A 16,978-nucleotide genomic window follows, 5' to 3' on the forward strand; every position below is an offset into this window, starting at 1 on the left:
GCTGTGCTGGGGATACGGTGGCGGGGTGCCTGAACGTCTTGTCCGCAAACGTCTCGTCACGCTGGCCGGCCTGCTCGTGGTCCTCGCGGCGGTGATCGCCGGATGCGCCGACGACGCCTCGTCCCCGCCGCGTGGGCTGGTGATCGGCTCGTCGGACGACCCGGCGATGCGGGTGATGGCCGAGATCTATGCGGGGGCGCTGCGCAACTCCGGCTCCGTGGTGTCCGCCGACCAGCTCCGCGGTGACGTGCCGACCCTGCTGGACGAGATGGATCGCGCCGGACTCGATCTCTTCCCGGCCTTCACCGGGGAACTGCTGACGATGCTCTCCCCGTCGTCCACCGCGATCGGTGCCGAAGACGTCTACCGCGACCTCAACCGCGCACTGCCGCAGGGTGTTTCGGTCGGTGACGAGACGCCGGTGGCAGCGGCTCCGCAGATTTTCGTGTCGACGACCCTCGCGGGCGACGTCGGCGCCACCGGCCTCGACGATTGTGCGCGACTGCCCTCGGGCCTGCCGGTCGCGGCCGTCGCCGAACCCGACGAGGCGACCATGCGTGCCTTCGCCGACGCGGGCTGCGTGTTCGGCCCGGTCGAGCTCGCCGCGACGTCCGAGGACGTGCTCCGTCGCGCCGCCGGCGGCACGGCTGTCGGTCTGCTGACGCCTCTCGAGCTCGCCGGCGAGAACGCCGAGGGCGCGTCCTCGGAGGTGCAGGCGCTCCGGACCACGCCGGGCGGCGGCGACACCGCGGACGGTGCGGTCGACGCGGACGCCGACCAGGCGGACCCCTCGGGCCCGCGGGCGGAGGTCCTCGTGCCGGTTTTCCGTTCCGCGGCGCTGAATCGCGACCAGGTCAAGGCGATGAACAAGGTGGCGGGCGAGATCACCACCGCCGATCTCGCCACCATGTCCGCCGAGGTCGACGGTGGGGCGGACCCGCGCGATGTGGCCCTGGCCTGGCTGGGCGAACACGGGCTGTAGACACGACACGGCCTGCCGGACACGACACGGCCCTGCCGGACACGACAAACGCCGTGGCACCAACACGCCCCCGACCGCGTGTTGGTGCCACGGCGTCGCCGGCTCACCTGAGGTGTCAGGCGGCCTTCGACATCGCCCAGCCGGTGAGCTTCGCCGACACCCACTGGTACTTCGACGCGACCAGGCGCACCGCGAGGTCGAGGATCTTGGCGTCGGTGCCGACGAGGATGCGTGCCTTGTTCTTGCGAACGCCCTCGATGATCACCTCCGCGGCGTCTTCGCTCGTCATACGGGCGAGATAGCGATCGAAGAGCGCCGCCGTGGCCTTCTGGTCGTGGTCGCCGGACACGGTGGCGTTCCGGGCGATCGCGGTCTTGATGCCGCCGGGGTGCACACAGGACACCTGCACCGGGTGCTTGGCGACGATCATCTCCTGGCGCAGCGCCTCGGTGAACCCGCGCACCGCGAACTTCGCGGAGTTGTAGGCGGCCTGTCCCGGCTCGGCGAGCAATCCGAACAACGACGACGTGTTCACGATGTGCCCGTCGCCGGAGGCGATCACGTGGGGCAGGAATGCCTTGGTGCCGTTGACGACTCCCCAGTAGTCGACATCCATCACCCGTTCGATGTCCTTGAACTCGGTGCGCTCGATCTCCCCGTGGTGGGCGATGCCCGCGTTGTTGAAGACGACGTTGACCACGCCGAAGTGCTCGGCGACGGTGTCGGCATAGGTGAGCACAGCTTCGCGCTCGGCGACGTTGAGCAGCTGCGAATGAACCTCGGCGCCGGCTTCTTTCACCAGCTTCTCGGTGACGGCCAGGCCGTCGGGGGTGACGTCGGAGATGGCCAGCCGCGCACCACGGCGCGCGAGCTTGACCGCGATGTCACGGCCCATTCCCGAACCGGCGCCGGTGATCACGACGACCTTGCCGCGAAAGTCCTTCATGTGTTGTCTCCTGTGAGTGGGTGCGGTCGGTCAGGCGTTGGCGGTGGCGGGCGAGTCGATGTCCTCGCCGGTGGCGGAACCGGCCGACACGGCGGGTGCGACGGGTCGCCGGGCGCCGCGGGTGACATCGTAGGCGGCGACATCGAAGGACCGGGTCGCCTGTCGGAACGCGAAGGTGAAGCCGGGCCACAGAGTCGTGATGTTGCCGTTGGCGTCCTTGTACCAGGAGGCGCACCCGCCGTTCACCCAGACGCTGTTGCGGAGCTTGTGCTGGATGCCCGCGTTGAACTCCTGCTGGGCGGCGAGCTTCACCTCGGTCCGGGTGATGCCCAGCGCGCGAGAGGTTTTCAGGTAGTCGACGAGGTAGTTGAGCTGCGACTCGATCATGTAGACCATCGAGGTGTGGCCCAGGCCGGTCGACGGGCCGACCATGAGCATCATGTTCGGGAAGCCGTGGACGAACGAACCCTTGTATCCCTGCATGCCGATCTCGCTCCACACCTGCGCGAGGCTGCGGCCGTCCTTGCCGATGATCTTCTCGAACACGGGGGAGTCGGTGACGTGGAATCCGGTGGCGACGACGATCACGTCGACGTCCCGGACGGTGCCGTCCTTGGCCACGATCCCGGTCGGGGTGATCCGGTCGATGCCGTCGGTCACCAGATCGACGTTGGGCCGCGCGAGCGCCGGGTACCAGTCGTTGGAGCGCAGGATTCGCTTACAGCCCACCTGGAACGTCGGAGTCGCCTTGCGGCGCAGTTCGGCGTCGCGGCCGATGCCGCGCAGGATGTTGGCGCGGCAGAGCAACTCGACCGGCTTGAGCGACTTCGGTGAGTAGGTGAGGCCGAACGCCACGACCTCGTTGGCGGCGTAGATCCCGCCGCGGACCGCGGACTGGTACCCCGGGACGTTCTTGTAGGCCCAGTGTTCGACCGAGCTGTAGGCGCGCTCTGTGCGGGGCACGATCCACGGTGCGGTGCGCTGGTAGACGTCCAGACGGCCGGCGACCTTCGCGACCTCGGGGACCAACTGGATGGCCGACGCCCCGGTGCCGATCACGGCGACCCGCTGACCGCCGAAGTCGTGGTCGTTGTCCCAGCGTGCGGAGTGCACGATCTTGCCCTCGAAGGACTCGATGCCCTCGATGTCGGGGAGGTTGGGTTCACAGAGCGGGCCGACACCGCCGACGAGCACTCGCGCCCGGACCTGGTCGGTCGTGCCGTCCTGGAGGGTGTCGATGATCCACCGGCCCTCGTCCTCGTTCCACTCGGTCCGGGTCACCTCGGTGCCGAATCGGGCCTTGGCGGGGATGTCGAACTTGTCGGCCACCCCGTTGATGTAGTCGTGGATCTCGGGCTGGTGCGAGTACGACCGCGACCACGTGGGGTTCTTCGCGAACGAGAAGGAGTAGAGCTGTGAGGGCACGTCGCAGGCCGCGCCGGGGTAGGTGTTGTCGCGCCAGGTCCCGCCGAAGTCGCGACCGCGATCGAGGAGGACGAAGTCGTCGAAGCCGTTCTGCTTGAGACGGACCGCGGCACCGAGACCCGAGAAGCCGGCACCGATGATGGCGATCTCTACATCGTTCGTTGTCATGGTGTCACCATAGGGTGGTACTGAACACGTGTCAATAGCTATTGAACGAGACTCAATAGGAGTAGTCTGGCCGGGTGGCCAGAGGACGAGGAAGTGCAGAGTGTCGGTGATCAACGGCAAGACGATCAGCGGCGACCCGATCGGCGGCGACGCCGGCGACCGGCGCGCCCCGCACAAGCGCACGCGGATGAGTCCCGAGGCGCGTCGCGACCAGCTCATCGAGTACGGCCTCGCCATGGTCGGGGACCGGCCGCTCGAGGAGATCACCATCGACGCGATCGCCGACGCCGCCGGGGTGTCGCGGGCGCTGCTCTTCCACTACTTCGCCTCGAAGCAGGAGTTCCACGTCGCGATCGCGCAGGCCCAGGCGGACCGGATGCTCGCGCGTACCGAGCCGGACGAGTCCCTGGGTGATCCGATAGCGATCCTGTCGGCGTCGATGGCCGCGTTCGTCGACTATGTGAGTGAGAACCGCACCGCCTACACCACGCTGATCCGCGGAGCCTCGAGTTCGGACGCCGCGATGCGGGAGGTGTTCGACCGCACCCGCGAGGTGATGGTCGCCCGGGTCCTCGACCACGCTCCGGTGTTCGGGGTCGAGGTGACCCCGGTCGTCGTGATGAGCGTGCACGGCTGGATCGCCTTCGTCGAGGAGACGACGATCCGGTGGCTCACCGCGGAGACGACCGAGGCGCCGACGCTCACCCGGGACGAACTGCTCGCCCTGATCACCGCCGCGCTTCCCGCCCTCGCGGCGGCGACCATCGGCTAGCTGCCGGCACAGCGGATCAGATCCGCCGGCCGCCGGCCGGGCCCGTATGCCGCGTGGCTACTGGCTCCGACCGTCGTCGCAGGAGCAGGCCGAGGCCCACCATCCCGACGCCGAGCACGAAGTGCAACCAGTTGTCGGCCGTGTTCACCGGTACGAAATTGGCGGCACTGTGGTGGTCGATCAGCAGTCCGTACACCCAGAGCACCAGGTACACGGCACCGCCGGCCACGAGATAGAGGAACGACGAGGACGCCGTGCGGGACATGAGCACACCCGCGACGCCGAACAGCAGGTGGACGATGTTGTGCAGGATCGACACCTGGAAGATGCCCAGCAGTGCGGCCTCGGAATGATGACCGGCGAACGTCAGGGTGTCGTAGTCCGTGGTGATGCCTGGGATGAACCCGAGGATGCCGACCAGCAGGAACACGATGCCGACTGCCAGCGCCGCGGTCCGGATCGGTGAACGTGTCAGTCGCGAATTCTCCGATGTCATGAGGATCGCCTCCGAGAGATGCCGGTTCGCCGCGGCGGGCTCTTCACCGTGGCGGGTGGACCGCAGAGGAGTATCCGCCCACCGGTGTCCCGAAACCTGCTCGTGAGGCGGTCAGAGACCGACGACCCGCGCGGTGTCGGGCCCGACGGCTTGCTCGAGAACATCGACACCATCGGTGTCCGCGAGTTCGGCGCCGTTGCGCAGCGTCCCGACGAGTTCGTCGGTGAACCGGCGGATCGTGCGGTGGGCGGTCAGCGTGTCGGGATGCCGGGCACGAAGCGCCAGTCCGTCGCCGGTCCGTGAGATCCAGAACTGCGCGTCGTCGGCGGTCGTCGCATTGGAGATGTGGTGGGCATCGATGGCCCGGTGCCGATCCGCACCTGGGAGCAGCCGGTAGTCGACGTAGGACACCATGAAGATGTCCGCCCGCGTGCGGCGTAGTCCGCCCATCGCCTCGATGACCTGCGGAACGGGTACCTCGCCGAGCGCGACGGCCCGACGCAGCTCCGGTCCGGTGCGCCGGATCGTCTCCACCAGATCCCCGGTACCGACGACCCGCAGCGGCGCATTGGTGGTGAACCAGCCGACGGCGTCGCGCCACTTCTCCTCCCGACGCGTGTGCATCGGGAACAGCAGAGGTAGTTCTGGCCCGCCGCCGCAGCGGCGCACCGCGTCGGCCATCGCGGCCAGCGTTCCGCCGAACACGCTCGCACCGTTGCGTCGGCACAACTGGGCGAACCGCTCCGTCGCAGCCGAATCCAACAGCGTGCGCACCTCGGTGGCCTGGGCCGCGATGGCCCCGGGTTCGACACCGAGATCAAGGGGAAAGGTGGGCAGCGCGCCGTCCCGGTCGTCGAAGAAGCGGAGCCATTGGCGCATCCGGGGATCGGACAGCGCGACGGGGGGTGCGGATGACTCGGCTGCGCAGAAGTCGACGAAACTACCGCTCATGGCAGTCGCCGAGGGATCGAAAGAACCTCCGTGGCAACGGTATCCGTCATACAAGCGGTGCAGGTCGTCGATCACGATGGAGATCGAGTAGGCATCCACGTGGCAGTGGTCGAATCCGCAGATGATCGTCGACGCGTCGTCGCGGTCGATCGCGGCGAACAGGTACGCCGGGTAGCCGAAGGGATGACATGCGCGGTCGAGGGTGTCGCGGAGCCGATCGCGCAGGACGGTGTCGGAGGACGTGTCGATCACGGTGTCGATGCGGAGTACGAGGTCGTCCGGATCGTAGGAGTGGCGCCGGACCCCCTCCGGCCCGGTCGAGAACGACGACCGCAGGGTGCCGTGCCGTGCGATGAGGGCGTGGTAGGCGGAGCCGAGCGCGGCGCGGTCGACCCGGCCGCGGACCGTGAACGCCGCGGCCAACCACGTACTCGAGTCCCCGGCGGTGGCCAGGTGCACGGTCTGGTTGAACGACGGTGGCACATCGGAGATCTCGGACCGTGCGGCAGAGGTGTCCACGGTCCAGCACAACAGCTCACCCGCGGGCGGACCATAGCGATCGATGGTGGTGACGTGCACTCGTCCTCACGCTCCTCTGCGCAGAGCCGCGGCGCCGGGGTCGGATGGCCCTGCCGCAACCGCCGGCCCGTGGATCTGCCGGTCGCCGGCTGCGGCGATGTCGGTGACGATGTCGCGCAGGTGGTGGTAGTAGGGGCGCGCCACCGACTCCGCAAACGGCGTCCCCGGGATCTGGCTGCCCAGGTAGAGCTCGTCGTGGTCGCGGTTGATCCACGCCGACGCGTTGGCCGTGCGGCCCTCCCCGGTGAACAGGGCGCCGCGCCGGAAAGCGTCGCGCGACGTTCCGGGAAACCATCGGAAATCGATGTACGACAGCAGGTTCGGGGCAGTGACGATCGCGTCCGGGGTGGCGCCCGCGGCGGCTATGGCGGCGAGCGCGGCCGCCACCGGCACCGCCGCGAGGTCGCGCGCGCGCCGGCGGGCCGCGTGGGCGGCCGGGATCAGTTCGGCGAAGGTGGATGCGCCGGTCATGGAGAACTCGACCGGTGCGAAGCTGCAGAACCATCCCTGAGACGTGGCGTAACCGTCGAGGGCGACCCGGGTGTTGAACACCGTCATGCCGTAGTAGTCCTCGGCGCCGGCCAGTTCCCGGTCGGCGATGGCGATGGCCGCGTAGACGCCGTCGATGAAGCGACCTCCCGCCGCGCGGCAGGCGGCGTCGAAGGCGACGATCCCGGCACGGTCGAGCAGCGAGACCTCGACACCGGTCACCTGCGCGGTCTCACCCGGACCCAGGCCGAGGTCGAGAGGGAAGCGGGGCATCTGCAGGTCGTGCCGACGGAAGATGTCCTGCCAGGCGCGGGTCTGTGGGGTTCCGGCCAGATGCGCGGCGGTCGCTTGCTCCTCGGCCGCGGCGTAGGCGAAGTAGCCCCCGGCGGGCGCCGCCGCCTCGGTCTGCATTGCCCCGGTCTGTATTGCCTCGGTCTGTATTGCCTCTGCGGCCACCGCGTCGTCGGGCTCGTCGGCCCGCACCAGTTCGGTGTAGATCTGCGCGATCTCGTCGAGGGCGAGGGCCTGTGACGCGCCGTCGGAGAGGGCGTGGTCGCACGCCAGGAAGATGGCGAAACCGCCCGGCCGGCTGATGGCCCCGAAGGCGAAGCCGGGGAAGGTGTCGCTGGGGGTCTCGCGGTCGAAACGATCGATGAGATACGGGTGCACGTCGTCGACGGTCGCCAGTCGGCGGTCGACGTGACCCTCGAACTCCATGTCCGACGAGTCGACGAGATGAGCGGTGACCTCCCCGTCGCGGCACTCGAACCAGGTGCGCAGTACCTCGTGACGCCGGACGAAAAGGGTCAGCGCGCGTCCGAGGGCGGCGGTGTCGAGGTCGCCGTCGATCTCGGTGCCCGATCCCAGGTACCCGCGATGGGTGCGACCCGCGGCCCGGGCCACCTGGGCACCGCGGACGTGGTTCTGCGCCAGGAACGTGACCGGCGCAGCGTGGGCGACGGCGGTCGCGGCGGCCTCGCGGCACGCTTCGGTCGGGTCGAAGCGAACTGCGGTTCCCGGTTGCGGGCGCCAGTTGCCCATTGCCGTGATTCTCATCGGGTCCTCTCGTCGATCAGGCGGGGCGGGCGTCGTCCAGCGCGGCGGTGCCGGCGAAGGTCGCGCAGGTGTAGGAGGACAGCGGGAGTGCTGTTCCCTCGGTCGCGAGCGTCCGCAGGATCGTCGCGTAGGTCGTGATGAGGTCGCGGATGCTCGCGTCGGCGGGATCGTGACCCGGATGCCGGGCCGACACCGTGATCCCGCCGGGCACCCGCGCGATCCAGAGGTACACCTCACGGTCCGACCTCGAGCCGCCCCGCAGGATCTGCGCCCGGGCCGCATCCCATTCGGCGGCTCCCGGGACGTGACGGATGTCCAGGTACGACACGACGAACTCCGGTTCTCCTCCGGTGCCGAGCAATTCGACGATGCGCTGATAGGGGAACAACGGCAGGTGCCGCACCTCGTCGATCGCGGCCGCCGTCGCGGTGAGTGCGTCGTCGAAGGTGACCGAGCCGGACAGATCGACCTCGAGCGGCGCCAGCCCGACATACCAGCCCACCGATCCCGCGTACCGAGCCTCCGTTCGCGTGTGCATCGGCATCGTCAGTCGCAGTGTGTCGCGCCCGGTGAGTGCGCGCAGGGTGACCGCGAGAGCGGCGAACACCGCCGTCTGCGTTCCGTGTCCGCTCGTCCGGGCCGCCGACGTCACGAACGTCGCCAGGCGGTCGGTGGCCACGTACTCGGAGACGCCGCGCTGGCGCGGTGTGCGCGCACGATCCCCGGTCTCCAGGTGCGGACGGACCAGTGGCAGACCGAATCCCGGTGCGTCCGCGGAACGGTCCAGAAACGTGCGCCAGCGCGAGACGGCCGGGTGCTGGCCGGTGAGTCCGAGCCCCACCGCGCGGTCATGGACGCCGAAGTCGAGATGACTTCCGACATCCGCCATCTCGGTGGACGCGCCGTGCCGCGCCGAGATGTACAGGCGCCGGATCTCACTCATGCTCAACAGGATCGAATACGCATCCATCACCACGTGATCGGCGGCGAACGCAACGCAGAAACCACCGCGGGGCGAGGAGATGGTGGCCACGATGCAGTGCGGCCAGCGCGTCGGCGCGAGTCTGGCGTCGAAGATCCCGGTCAGGAGCTCGCGGACATCGTCACCGGAGTCGAATCCGCCGGCCACCTCGGTGTCGACACCGAGATGGCCGCCCCGGTACGTCCGGCGTCCGTGGTGCGGATCGTCGCTCGTCGGGTCGGCGGTCGACAGAAGGGCCTCGTGCCGGGTGAGGAACTGGTTCAGGCAGGATTCGAAACGCTCGGCATCGAGCTCGTCGTCGATCTCGAAAATCGCTCCGAGCCAGGAGTTCTCATCGTCGTCACCGGCCGCCGACCGCCGTATCGACGCCGACTGGTCGTAGGTGAACGGCCGCGGATCCGACTGCCACCCCGCGAGATCCGTACGTGTGGTCGGTGTCCAGATCGTCACCGTCCCAGCCGGTACGGGATAGTCGGACAGCTCGGTGAACTTCATGCGCGGTCGTCCATGTGTCGGTCATCCGTTCCCGGGCCGCGACACCATGCCGTGCCTTCGACGACATGACCCCCCGGCCCATGAGTTCTGATCTGAGACAACAGGAATCGCTCGTACCCCGATGCACGTGCGCGACTCGGTACGACGCACCGGGGGAGTTTCCCCGGGATCGAGCGGATCACGTCGAAACCGCCTGTGTCTGTAGCGAGCCTAAGCGGTCACAACGGACACGTGCAGCGGCACGAGCGCGTGACGTTCATCACCGAGGCCGTTGTCGCTGCGTCGAGGATCGACCGTGTGGGCGTGGAAGTCGGCTGTGCACCTGGCTGTTTCGCTGATCGCGGATCGACGGCGGTGAACGCACCGGGGCTCTCGTTGCGTTCATGTAAAGAACTGGTGACGAGCTGCGACGCGATCGGGCGCCGTCCCGACGGAATGCGAAGTCAGACGGCGTGTCGACGAAAACCGTTGCCGGGCAGTGTCGAATACCGCAACAGGTCACGTTGCGACACCTCGGGAGCTCACCTACCGTGGGGCCGAAGTCGACCACACGCATCGGGGGTGCCATGTCCACGACCGTCCCGGCCATCGAGGCCCGCGGTCTGACCAAGGAATTCGGCGGCACACGGGCCGTCGACGCGGTCGATCTCCTCGTGCCCGCAGGTGGCGTCTTCGCCCTGCTGGGGACCAACGGCGCCGGAAAGACCACCACCGTGCGCATGCTCGCGACGCTGCTGCGGCCGGATGCCGGAGACGCCCGGATCTTCGGGCACGATGTCGTCACGCAGGCGACGGCGGTCCGGTCGCTCATCGGGGTCACCGGCCAATACGCCTCCGTCGACGAAGATCTCACCGCCCGCGAGAACCTCATGATCTTCGGTCGACTCATCGGATCGTCACGCAGCCGGGCGCGCATCCGCGCCGACGAACTGCTCGACGAGTTCGGGCTCGGCGCGGTCGCCACCCGGCGCGTGGGGCATTTCTCCGGCGGCATGCGCCGCCGTCTGGATCTCGCGGCGTCGCTGATCACCCGGCCCCGCCTGCTGTTCCTGGACGAGCCCACCACCGGACTCGACCCCCGCACGCGGGCCCAGATGTGGCAGACGGTGCGCGACATGGTCGCGCGGGGATCGACAGTCCTGCTGACCACCCAGTATCTCGACGAGGCCGACGAACTCGCCGATCACATCGCGGTGATGGATCGTGGCCGGGTGGTCGCCGACGGCACCGCGGACGAACTGAAGGCCGGCGTCGGGGACATGAGCGTGCGACTCGAACTCGCCGACGAGGAAGATGTGACGGCGGCCGCCCAGGTGTGCGCGCCGTTCACCTCGAGCGGCGAGGCGACGATCGCCCGGCGCGAGGGGGTCCTCGTGCTGCCGATGTCCGACATCGACCCGCTCGCCGACATCCTCGGTGCGCTCCGCGCCCGCGGGATCGTGCTGACGTCGGTCAACGTCGTGCGTCCGACCCTCGACGAGGTGTTCTTCGCGCTGACCGACGGCGGCGACCCCACGCGGTCCGCGCCGGAAGTCGATCCGACGGGAGCGCGGGCATGACCACGGGATCACTGCAACCGAGCGCCCTTTCCGGCGGCGCGACGCCCGAGGCGCACGATCGGGTTCGGCCGGCGGCCGCGGTGATGCAGTCGCTCACGATGACCCACCGGGGCCTGCTGAAGATCAAACACAATCCACAGCAGTTGTTCGACGTCATCGTGCTGCCCATCGTGTTCACCGTCATGTTCTCCTCGATCTTCGGCGGTGCGATCGCCGGGAACGTCGTCGGCTATCTCCCGTTGCTGATCCCGGGCGTACTGGTCCAGGTGTGTATCGCGGCGTCGGTCGTCACCGGAGTCCAGTTGCGCGAGGACCTCGACCGCGGGGTCTTCGACCGGTTCAAGTCGCTGCCGATAGCGCGTATCGCTCCGCTGGCCGGCGCGCTGGTGGCCAACACGTTCCGCTACGTGGTGGCCTCGGCCATCACGGTGTGCGTCGGGCTGATCATGGGGTACCGGCCGGCGAGCCCGGTGGGGATCGTGGTCGCCTGCGTGCTGATCGTGGTCGTGGCGTTCTCGTTGAGCTGGATCTTCGCGCTCCTCGGGGTCCTGCTCGACAAGGCGTCGACCGTCCAGGGTGTCTCGATGCTCGTGCTGATGCCGATCACGTTCGTGTCCAACGCGCTCGTCCCGATCGACACCATGCCCGGGTGGATGCAGGCCTGCGCATCGGCCAACCCCGTCTCCCATCTCGTCACGGCGGCACGCGGACTGGCCGCCGGCGAGAACGTGGGGACCGACATCGCATACACGCTCGTGGGCGCGGCGGCGATCCTCGCCGTGGTGGTGCCGGTGACCCTGCGGACCTACATGCGGCGGACCTGAATGTCCGCGCCCATGACGAACCGATCAGCACAAGGAGCAGACACCATGCCGCTCACCTTCTCGGTGGTGGTCCCGGTCTACAACGAGGTGGACACGATCGGCGAGTGTCTCGCCCGGCTGTCCGCGCAGTTCGACCGGATCACCGAGATCGTGGTCGTGGACAACAACTCGACCGACGGCAGCAGTGCGGTGATCGACGCCTGGTGTTCGGCTCACCCACGGATCCGCACGATCGACGAGCCACGACAGGGGCTGGTGTACGCACGGAACGCCGGACTCGACGCCGCGACCGGAGACCTCGTGGCCCGGATCGACGCCGACACCCGGGTGCCGCCGGACTGGGCGCGGACGATCGTGGAGTTCTTCGCCGCGGACGTCGGGGGAGACTGGTCGGCACTCTGCGGGCGCGGCGAGGCCTACGACGTGCCGCTTGCCGGCAGATTCGACAGATGGAAGACCCGGCTGCACCCGCTGAACCGGTTGCGGCGCGAGAAGGCCGTGACCGAGGTGCCCGTGCTCTACGGCTCGAACATGGTGCTGCGGCGCGAGACCTGGGCGGTGATCCGGGATCGTGTCAGCATGCGCCGGAACATCTTCGAGGATGTCGACATGGGTCTCTGCGTCGGTGACACCGGCGGGCGCAACGCCTTTCTCCGCTCGCTGACCGTCGGGGTGTCGCCCCGCCGGATGGAGACCGGCATGGTGCCGTTCGTCCAGTACATGAGTTTCCTCCCGCGAACATTCCTGCTGCACCGTCGATTCGGGCTGGCCGCCGGTGCCGCGGCGGTCTACGTGCCCGCGATCACGATCGCGCACGCGTTGCGCCTCGTCGTGCTGCGGTCCTACGACACCCGGACAGGACGGCTCGACCCGCGAAACCTGGTGCGGGGCGGTGGTTCCGATCGTGTCCTGCCGTGATCGGCGGAGTCCGGACACGACCATGCCGGAGTCAGTCGGCACGCCTACCCGTCGCCCCGGCGCCGGCCGCCCGCTCGGCGATGTCGGCCGCCGAGCGGACCGCCTCACCAGGCGGTACGAGCCGGCGGCGGAGATCGGCGGAACGCCGCCGGGTGTCCGCGTCCAGGATCTGCTCGAGCGCCGGGATCAGCGACTTCGCGGTCACCCGCGACATCGGCAAGGTGGCACCCACACGCGCCTTGCTCACCGCGCGTCCCCAGATCGGCTGATCGGCTCCGACCCAGGTGACCAGGGTGGGCAGACCGGCACGCAGGCCGGCGGCCACCGAACCCGCGCCGCCGTGGTGGACCGCGGCACGACATCTCGGCAATACGGTGTCGTGATCGACGTGCCCGACGACATGCACGGCGTCCCCCGATATCATTGCACCCGAGGTGGATTCGCTCGACATGAATCCGCTCCAGCCGCCCGACACCAGCAGTCGGATCCCGAGGCGTTGCGCCGCGGTACGGAACGCGTCGGCCAGCCCGTCCGGGTCGGCCGGCAGCATACTGCCGAAACCGACGTACACCGGAGCGTCGCCCGCGTCGAGCCACTCGCCGAGTGTGCCTGCGCCCGAAGCTCCGTCGAGTCCGGCGTCGCCCACCCCGGCTCGCTGTGCCGCGGCGAGGGTGAAGAATCCGACCAGCGGCCGACGCGGTCCCCACTGCGCTGCGAGCCCCTCGAAGAGCGCGGGGTCGTAGGCCTGGATCTCGGGAACCCCGGTGCGGGCGATCAGTTCGGAGTAGGGGCGGTTCAGTGGCGACAGTCCCAGGTCGGTCCGCAGTGTGTTCTCGGCCGACCGGGTGGCCAGCCAGAGAGCGCGTTCGGCGACCCGCCAGCTCAGGTCGTTGACCATCGCCGGGGCATCGACACCGAGGTGGGCGAGCAGCGACACCAAGCTGTTGCGCCGAATGGGGCAGTAGTGCAACGGGATGTGTGGAATCCCGAGAACCGCCGAGACGTTGTGGGCGCGTTCCTGACCGGCGCTGCTCGCGATGATCGCATCCGCGCCGTCGGCGAGCTCGAGCAAGCGTTGCTGCATGGTCCGGCCGCCCCGCACCGACATGGCCGACACTGCACGCAGCCTGGTGCGCGGGTTCTTCGACCGCATGTCCTCCCGCACCAGACCGGAATCGAGCAGGGCGCGTGTGCTCTCGCCGTAGACCTCGGTGGGAACACCTGCACCGCTGCCGAATCCGACCAGATCCGGTGGCGCCGCGAGAGTCACCCCATGACCCCGGCCCAGGAGTTCGGCGGCGAGGGCGACGGCCGGCTGGGCGTCTCCGCGACTACCGTTGACCGCGATCACGAACCTCAACGTCGGACCCCTCACGTGTCGGTGTGGTCAGATGGGCGACCGATTCTAAACACGGCCGGCCACCGCGCCGCGCGGCCGGAGACCGGGATCACCGGGGCCGTGTCATGAGAATCTCGTTCGTCATCAACGGGACCCGCGGGGACGTCCAGCCGGCGACGCTGCTTGCGACCGCACTCGCGCGGCGCGGGCACGACGTGCGTCTCGGGGTCCCGCCCAACATGGTGCGGCCGGCCCGGGGCTGGGCGGACGGGATCGCGCGGCTCGAGGTCGTGCCCCTCGGCCAGGACACCCGCGCCCACCTCGAATCGGTGGCGCGGGCTCGCGAGCAGGCGGGTCGTCACCCGCTGCGTCGGCTGCGTGTGTTCCTGTCGCTGCGGAACGCCGGGTGGGAGGACCTCGTCTCCGACATGACCGGCGTCGTCGACGGCGCGGACGTCATCGTGAGCGGGTTGATCACCGAACAGCCCGCACTCGCCTTCGCCGAGTCCGCCGGGGTTCCGCTGGTGTCGCTGCACCACGCCCCGGTGCGCCGCAACAGCCGCGTCGGCCCCGTACCCGGTCACCTCCCGGGTGGCCCGCGCGCCGTTCGTGCGCAGTGGGCGGCCTACGACGCCGCGTTCGGCGTCCTCACCAGACGACGCGAGCGTCGCCTGCGCGCCGAACTGGGTTCGACCGGGACATCGCGGCCCTACACCGCTCGACTCCGTGCGGCGGCGGGTCTGGAGTTGCAGGCCTACGACCCGATGTTCGGGGTGCACGACGACCAGAGGTGGATCGCCGACACGGCGGCGCGTCCTCGACCCTCGGTGGGGTTCCTCGGGTTGCCGGGGGAGCACCCGGTCGCCGGGTCCGACGCGCTCGCGTCTTGGCTCGACGGCGGTGACGCCCCGATCTACGTGGGTTTCGGCAGCATGCCGTTGCGGGGAGAGGAGAGCACCCTCCGCGTCGTCGCGGAACTCGGCCGCCGGCTCGGCCGACGTGTCCTGGTGTGTGCGGGCTGGACCGAACTGAGTGCGGAGGTGCGCACCGGCGCCGAGTCCGACGCGGTGCGCATCGAGTCCCAGGTCGACCACCGCACGGTCTTCGGCCGGTGCGCGGTCGTGGTCCACCACGGCGGCGCCGGGACCACCGCGGCCGTGCTGCGCGCGGGCCGGCCGTCGGTCATCTGCTGGTACGGCGCGGACCAGCCGTTCTGGGGAGCCGAACTCGAACGACTGGGTGTCGGCGTGTCGATGCCGATGGCCCGCGCGGGACGCGACCTGGACGTGGATCGGCTGTGCGACGCCGTCGCGGCGATGCTCGACCCCGCGGTGGCCGAGCGCGCCGCGCGGCTGCGGGACGTCTTGGTGGCCGAGGACGTGGCTCTGGCGGACGCCGTACACGCGGTCGAGAGTTCGGTGACAAGCTCGTGCATGAGGGAACCGAGTACGCGGGGACCGCAGATGCACAGCGAAACGAAGGTGGACGTATGACGACGATGCCGTCGCCCGTGACAGGACGACCCGAGGCCGGCCCGCCGGCGGCGGGAGATCGGGGCCTGCGCGGCATCACGGCGCGGCTGCGCGCGCAGAGCTCGGTTCTCCGAGGCGACCGCCTCACCTCCGAAGACGCCCCGTTCTGGTTCGTCACGCCGGCCCTCGGCTGGTCGGTCGTGCTCCAGCTGGTCTGGGTGTTCGACGACGAGGTCTCGATCGAGGCACTGACCGCGATGAACGCGGCCCTGGCTCGGGGGCGGCTGAACCGCATGCTCGTCGTACCGGATGTCGTCGGTGCGCGTCCCCGGTGGGTCGATGCGCCCGACGCACCCGGACTGGCCGCCGACAGCCGGCCGGTGTCGGACGCGGAGATCGACGAGTGGGCGACCGCCGAGATGTCCTCGGTGCCCCTCGACGCCGAGGGTGGCCGGTGCTGGCGGCTGCGGTCGGTTCCCATCGCGGGCGGCGGCACCGTGGTCTCCCTGTGCACGCTGCACGTGGTCACCGACGGCCGCGGCATGCTCGCGGCCGCGGCCGAGGCCGCCGCCGCGTCGGAGGTTCCGCTGAACCCGGTGTCGGGTCCCGCGACCGCAGCGACCGGCGTGACGCCCCTCCCGCCGGTCTCGTGGCGTCGCCGGCGGGTCGGTGACCTCGTGGACGCCGGATCACAAGCCGTCGCGGTCGTCACCGGGCTCGCGCGGGCGGCGCTCGAACAGCGCAAGGCCGGCGGCCCCGAACCCGACCCCCGCCCGGTTCGCGCCCCGATCGCCGAACGCTCGCCCGCCGCCGAGTTCACCTGGGCGACGGCGACCGTCCCGGCGGCGGACTTCGACCGGGTCGCCGCGGAACACGATGGCACCGCCAACACCCTGTTCATCGCCGTGGTCAGCGGTCTGCTGCGGTCGAGTGGCCATGCGCCGCTGCCGAACCCGATCAAGGTCGGAGTGCCGGTCGACCGTCGCGAGAGCGAGGAGGACACCCGGTCCAACCCGATCGCCGGCGTCTCGGTGTATCTCACCGAGGAGCCGGTCGCCGGTGGCGATCTGGGCGGCATCCGGGCGACGTGCAAGGCGGCATTCGTCCGCCTGTCGGAGGGCCGGCGTGCCCCGCACATCCACCTGCGACCGCTGGCCTGGTTCCTGCCGCCCGCGGTGATCGTCAAGATCGTCAGCGCGGGCAACGGTATTCCCGACGCGGTCATCTCCAACCTCGGTGACGTGCCGCCGGCGGCGACGGTGCTGGGGGGCAGGTCGGCGCGCAAGGTCGCCTTCCGCGGGATGGCACAGGGCGTCGACGCCTCGGCGGGGCAGCGGTTCGGCGACGGTGTCCAGTCGTGGCTGGTCCGCACCCGGGACCAGGTGACCTTCACCGTGCTGGGCTGTGACGAGACCAGTTTCTCCTCCGACGCCCGGGTCGCGGACCTGCTCGACCGTGAACTGACGGCGTGGGGACTGCCCCATGAGATCTGGTGACCCATGAGACCCCGTGATGCAGAGGAGAA

Annotated in this window: 14 protein-coding genes; 7 read left to right on the plus strand and 7 right to left on the minus strand. The window is 69.6% G+C overall.

Going from position 1 to position 16,978, the window contains the following annotated elements; all coding sequences use genetic code 11:
* Window positions 1-25 precede the first annotated feature (25 nt).
* On the plus strand, window positions 26-982 hold the full coding sequence (locus tag AC3B5T_RS16015) for a type 2 periplasmic-binding domain-containing protein (protein WP_055475019.1): 957 nt from the start codon (window positions 26-28) through the stop codon (window positions 980-982).
* Between the two features lie 115 nt (window positions 983-1,097).
* Here the strand turns inward: AC3B5T_RS16015 and AC3B5T_RS16020 are convergent, their stop codons facing one another.
* The gene (locus AC3B5T_RS16020) at window positions 1,098-1,928 is read right to left on the minus strand and encodes an SDR family NAD(P)-dependent oxidoreductase (protein WP_014926309.1); all 831 of its coding nucleotides are present in this window, start codon (window positions 1,926-1,928) and stop codon (window positions 1,098-1,100) included.
* Window positions 1,929-1,958: 30 nt separating this feature from the next.
* Window positions 1,959-3,521: a flavin-containing monooxygenase gene (locus tag AC3B5T_RS16025; protein ID WP_055475018.1), complete on the minus strand. Its 1,563-nt coding sequence runs from the start codon at window positions 3,519-3,521 to the stop codon at window positions 1,959-1,961.
* A gap of 187 nt (window positions 3,522-3,708) precedes the next feature.
* On the opposite strand from AC3B5T_RS16025, the gene AC3B5T_RS16030 reads away from it, so the two are divergent.
* The gene (locus tag AC3B5T_RS16030) at window positions 3,709-4,293 is read left to right on the plus strand and encodes a TetR/AcrR family transcriptional regulator (RefSeq protein ID WP_231632654.1); all 585 of its coding nucleotides are present in this window, start codon (window positions 3,709-3,711) and stop codon (window positions 4,291-4,293) included.
* Between the two features lie 16 nt (window positions 4,294-4,309).
* Here the strand turns inward: AC3B5T_RS16030 and AC3B5T_RS16035 are convergent, their stop codons facing one another.
* The 4 genes from AC3B5T_RS16035 to AC3B5T_RS16050 form a co-directional block, all read right to left on the minus strand.
* Window positions 4,310-4,789, minus strand: a complete 480-nt coding sequence (locus AC3B5T_RS16035) for a DUF4383 domain-containing protein (RefSeq protein WP_010842938.1) — start codon at window positions 4,787-4,789, stop codon at window positions 4,310-4,312.
* 111 nt (window positions 4,790-4,900) lie between these two features.
* Complete coding sequence (locus tag AC3B5T_RS16040) at window positions 4,901-6,319, minus strand: condensation domain-containing protein (protein ID WP_055475017.1); 1,419 nt, start codon at window positions 6,317-6,319, stop codon at window positions 4,901-4,903.
* 6 nt (window positions 6,320-6,325) lie between these two features.
* Window positions 6,326-7,864, minus strand: a complete 1,539-nt coding sequence (locus tag AC3B5T_RS16045; protein WP_055475016.1) for a condensation domain-containing protein — start codon at window positions 7,862-7,864, stop codon at window positions 6,326-6,328.
* Between the two features lie 16 nt (window positions 7,865-7,880).
* Window positions 7,881-9,341 carry a condensation domain-containing protein gene (locus tag AC3B5T_RS16050; RefSeq protein WP_055475015.1) on the minus strand — a complete coding sequence of 487 codons (1,461 nt, stop codon included), beginning with the start codon at window positions 9,339-9,341 and terminating at the stop codon, window positions 7,881-7,883.
* 566 nt (window positions 9,342-9,907) lie between these two features.
* Here AC3B5T_RS16050 and AC3B5T_RS16055 point away from each other — a divergent pair.
* From AC3B5T_RS16055 to AC3B5T_RS16065, 3 genes are read left to right on the plus strand one after another with little or no spacing between them, the layout of a single operon-like run.
* Window positions 9,908-10,900, plus strand: a complete 993-nt coding sequence (locus AC3B5T_RS16055) for an ATP-binding cassette domain-containing protein (RefSeq protein WP_055475014.1) — start codon at window positions 9,908-9,910, stop codon at window positions 10,898-10,900.
* Window positions 10,897-11,724: an ABC transporter permease gene (locus AC3B5T_RS16060; RefSeq protein ID WP_010842943.1), complete on the plus strand. Its 828-nt coding sequence runs from the start codon at window positions 10,897-10,899 to the stop codon at window positions 11,722-11,724. Before AC3B5T_RS16055 ends, AC3B5T_RS16060 begins: the two co-directional genes overlap by 4 nt.
* A gap of 45 nt (window positions 11,725-11,769) precedes the next feature.
* Window positions 11,770-12,642 carry a glycosyltransferase family 2 protein gene (locus tag AC3B5T_RS16065; RefSeq protein ID WP_010842944.1) on the plus strand — a complete coding sequence of 291 codons (873 nt, stop codon included), beginning with the start codon at window positions 11,770-11,772 and terminating at the stop codon, window positions 12,640-12,642.
* Window positions 12,643-12,673: 31 nt separating this feature from the next.
* On the opposite strand, the gene AC3B5T_RS16070 is transcribed toward AC3B5T_RS16065, so the two are convergent.
* Complete coding sequence (locus tag AC3B5T_RS16070; RefSeq protein ID WP_231632651.1) at window positions 12,674-13,993, minus strand: glycosyltransferase; 1,320 nt, start codon at window positions 13,991-13,993, stop codon at window positions 12,674-12,676.
* Between the two features lie 113 nt (window positions 13,994-14,106).
* On the opposite strand from AC3B5T_RS16070, the gene AC3B5T_RS16075 reads away from it, so the two are divergent.
* Window positions 14,107-15,474 carry a glycosyltransferase gene (locus AC3B5T_RS16075; protein ID WP_055475013.1) on the plus strand — a complete coding sequence of 456 codons (1,368 nt, stop codon included), beginning with the start codon at window positions 14,107-14,109 and terminating at the stop codon, window positions 15,472-15,474.
* The gene (locus AC3B5T_RS16080) at window positions 15,471-16,949 is read left to right on the plus strand and encodes a hypothetical protein (RefSeq protein WP_055475012.1); all 1,479 of its coding nucleotides are present in this window, start codon (window positions 15,471-15,473) and stop codon (window positions 16,947-16,949) included. Before AC3B5T_RS16075 ends, AC3B5T_RS16080 begins: the two co-directional genes overlap by 4 nt.
* Window positions 16,950-16,978 lie beyond the last annotated feature (29 nt).

Source organism: Gordonia sp. G4 (assembly GCF_057770005.1).

Coding starts and splice junctions, on each gene's coding strand:
- AC3B5T_RS16020 (WP_014926309.1), bottom strand. CDS start 1,928: ATGAAGGACTTTCGCGGCAAGGTCGTCGTGATCACCGGCGCCGGTTCG.
- AC3B5T_RS16025 (WP_055475018.1), bottom strand. CDS start 3,521: ATGACAACGAACGATGTAGAGATCGCCATCATCGGTGCCGGCTTCTCG.
- AC3B5T_RS16030 (WP_231632654.1), top strand. CDS start 3,709: ATGAGTCCCGAGGCGCGTCGCGACCAGCTCATCGAGTACGGCCTCGCC.
- AC3B5T_RS16035 (WP_010842938.1), bottom strand. CDS start 4,789: ATGACATCGGAGAATTCGCGACTGACACGTTCACCGATCCGGACCGCG.
- AC3B5T_RS16045 (WP_055475016.1), bottom strand. CDS start 7,864: ATGAGAATCACGGCAATGGGCAACTGGCGCCCGCAACCGGGAACCGCA.
- AC3B5T_RS16050 (WP_055475015.1), bottom strand. CDS start 9,341: ATGAAGTTCACCGAGCTGTCCGACTATCCCGTACCGGCTGGGACGGTG.
- AC3B5T_RS16055 (WP_055475014.1), top strand. CDS start 9,908: ATGTCCACGACCGTCCCGGCCATCGAGGCCCGCGGTCTGACCAAGGAA.
- AC3B5T_RS16060 (WP_010842943.1), top strand. CDS start 10,897: ATGACCACGGGATCACTGCAACCGAGCGCCCTTTCCGGCGGCGCGACG.
- AC3B5T_RS16065 (WP_010842944.1), top strand. CDS start 11,770: ATGCCGCTCACCTTCTCGGTGGTGGTCCCGGTCTACAACGAGGTGGAC.
- AC3B5T_RS16075 (WP_055475013.1), top strand. CDS start 14,107: ATGAGAATCTCGTTCGTCATCAACGGGACCCGCGGGGACGTCCAGCCG.
- AC3B5T_RS16080 (WP_055475012.1), top strand. CDS start 15,471: ATGACGACGATGCCGTCGCCCGTGACAGGACGACCCGAGGCCGGCCCG.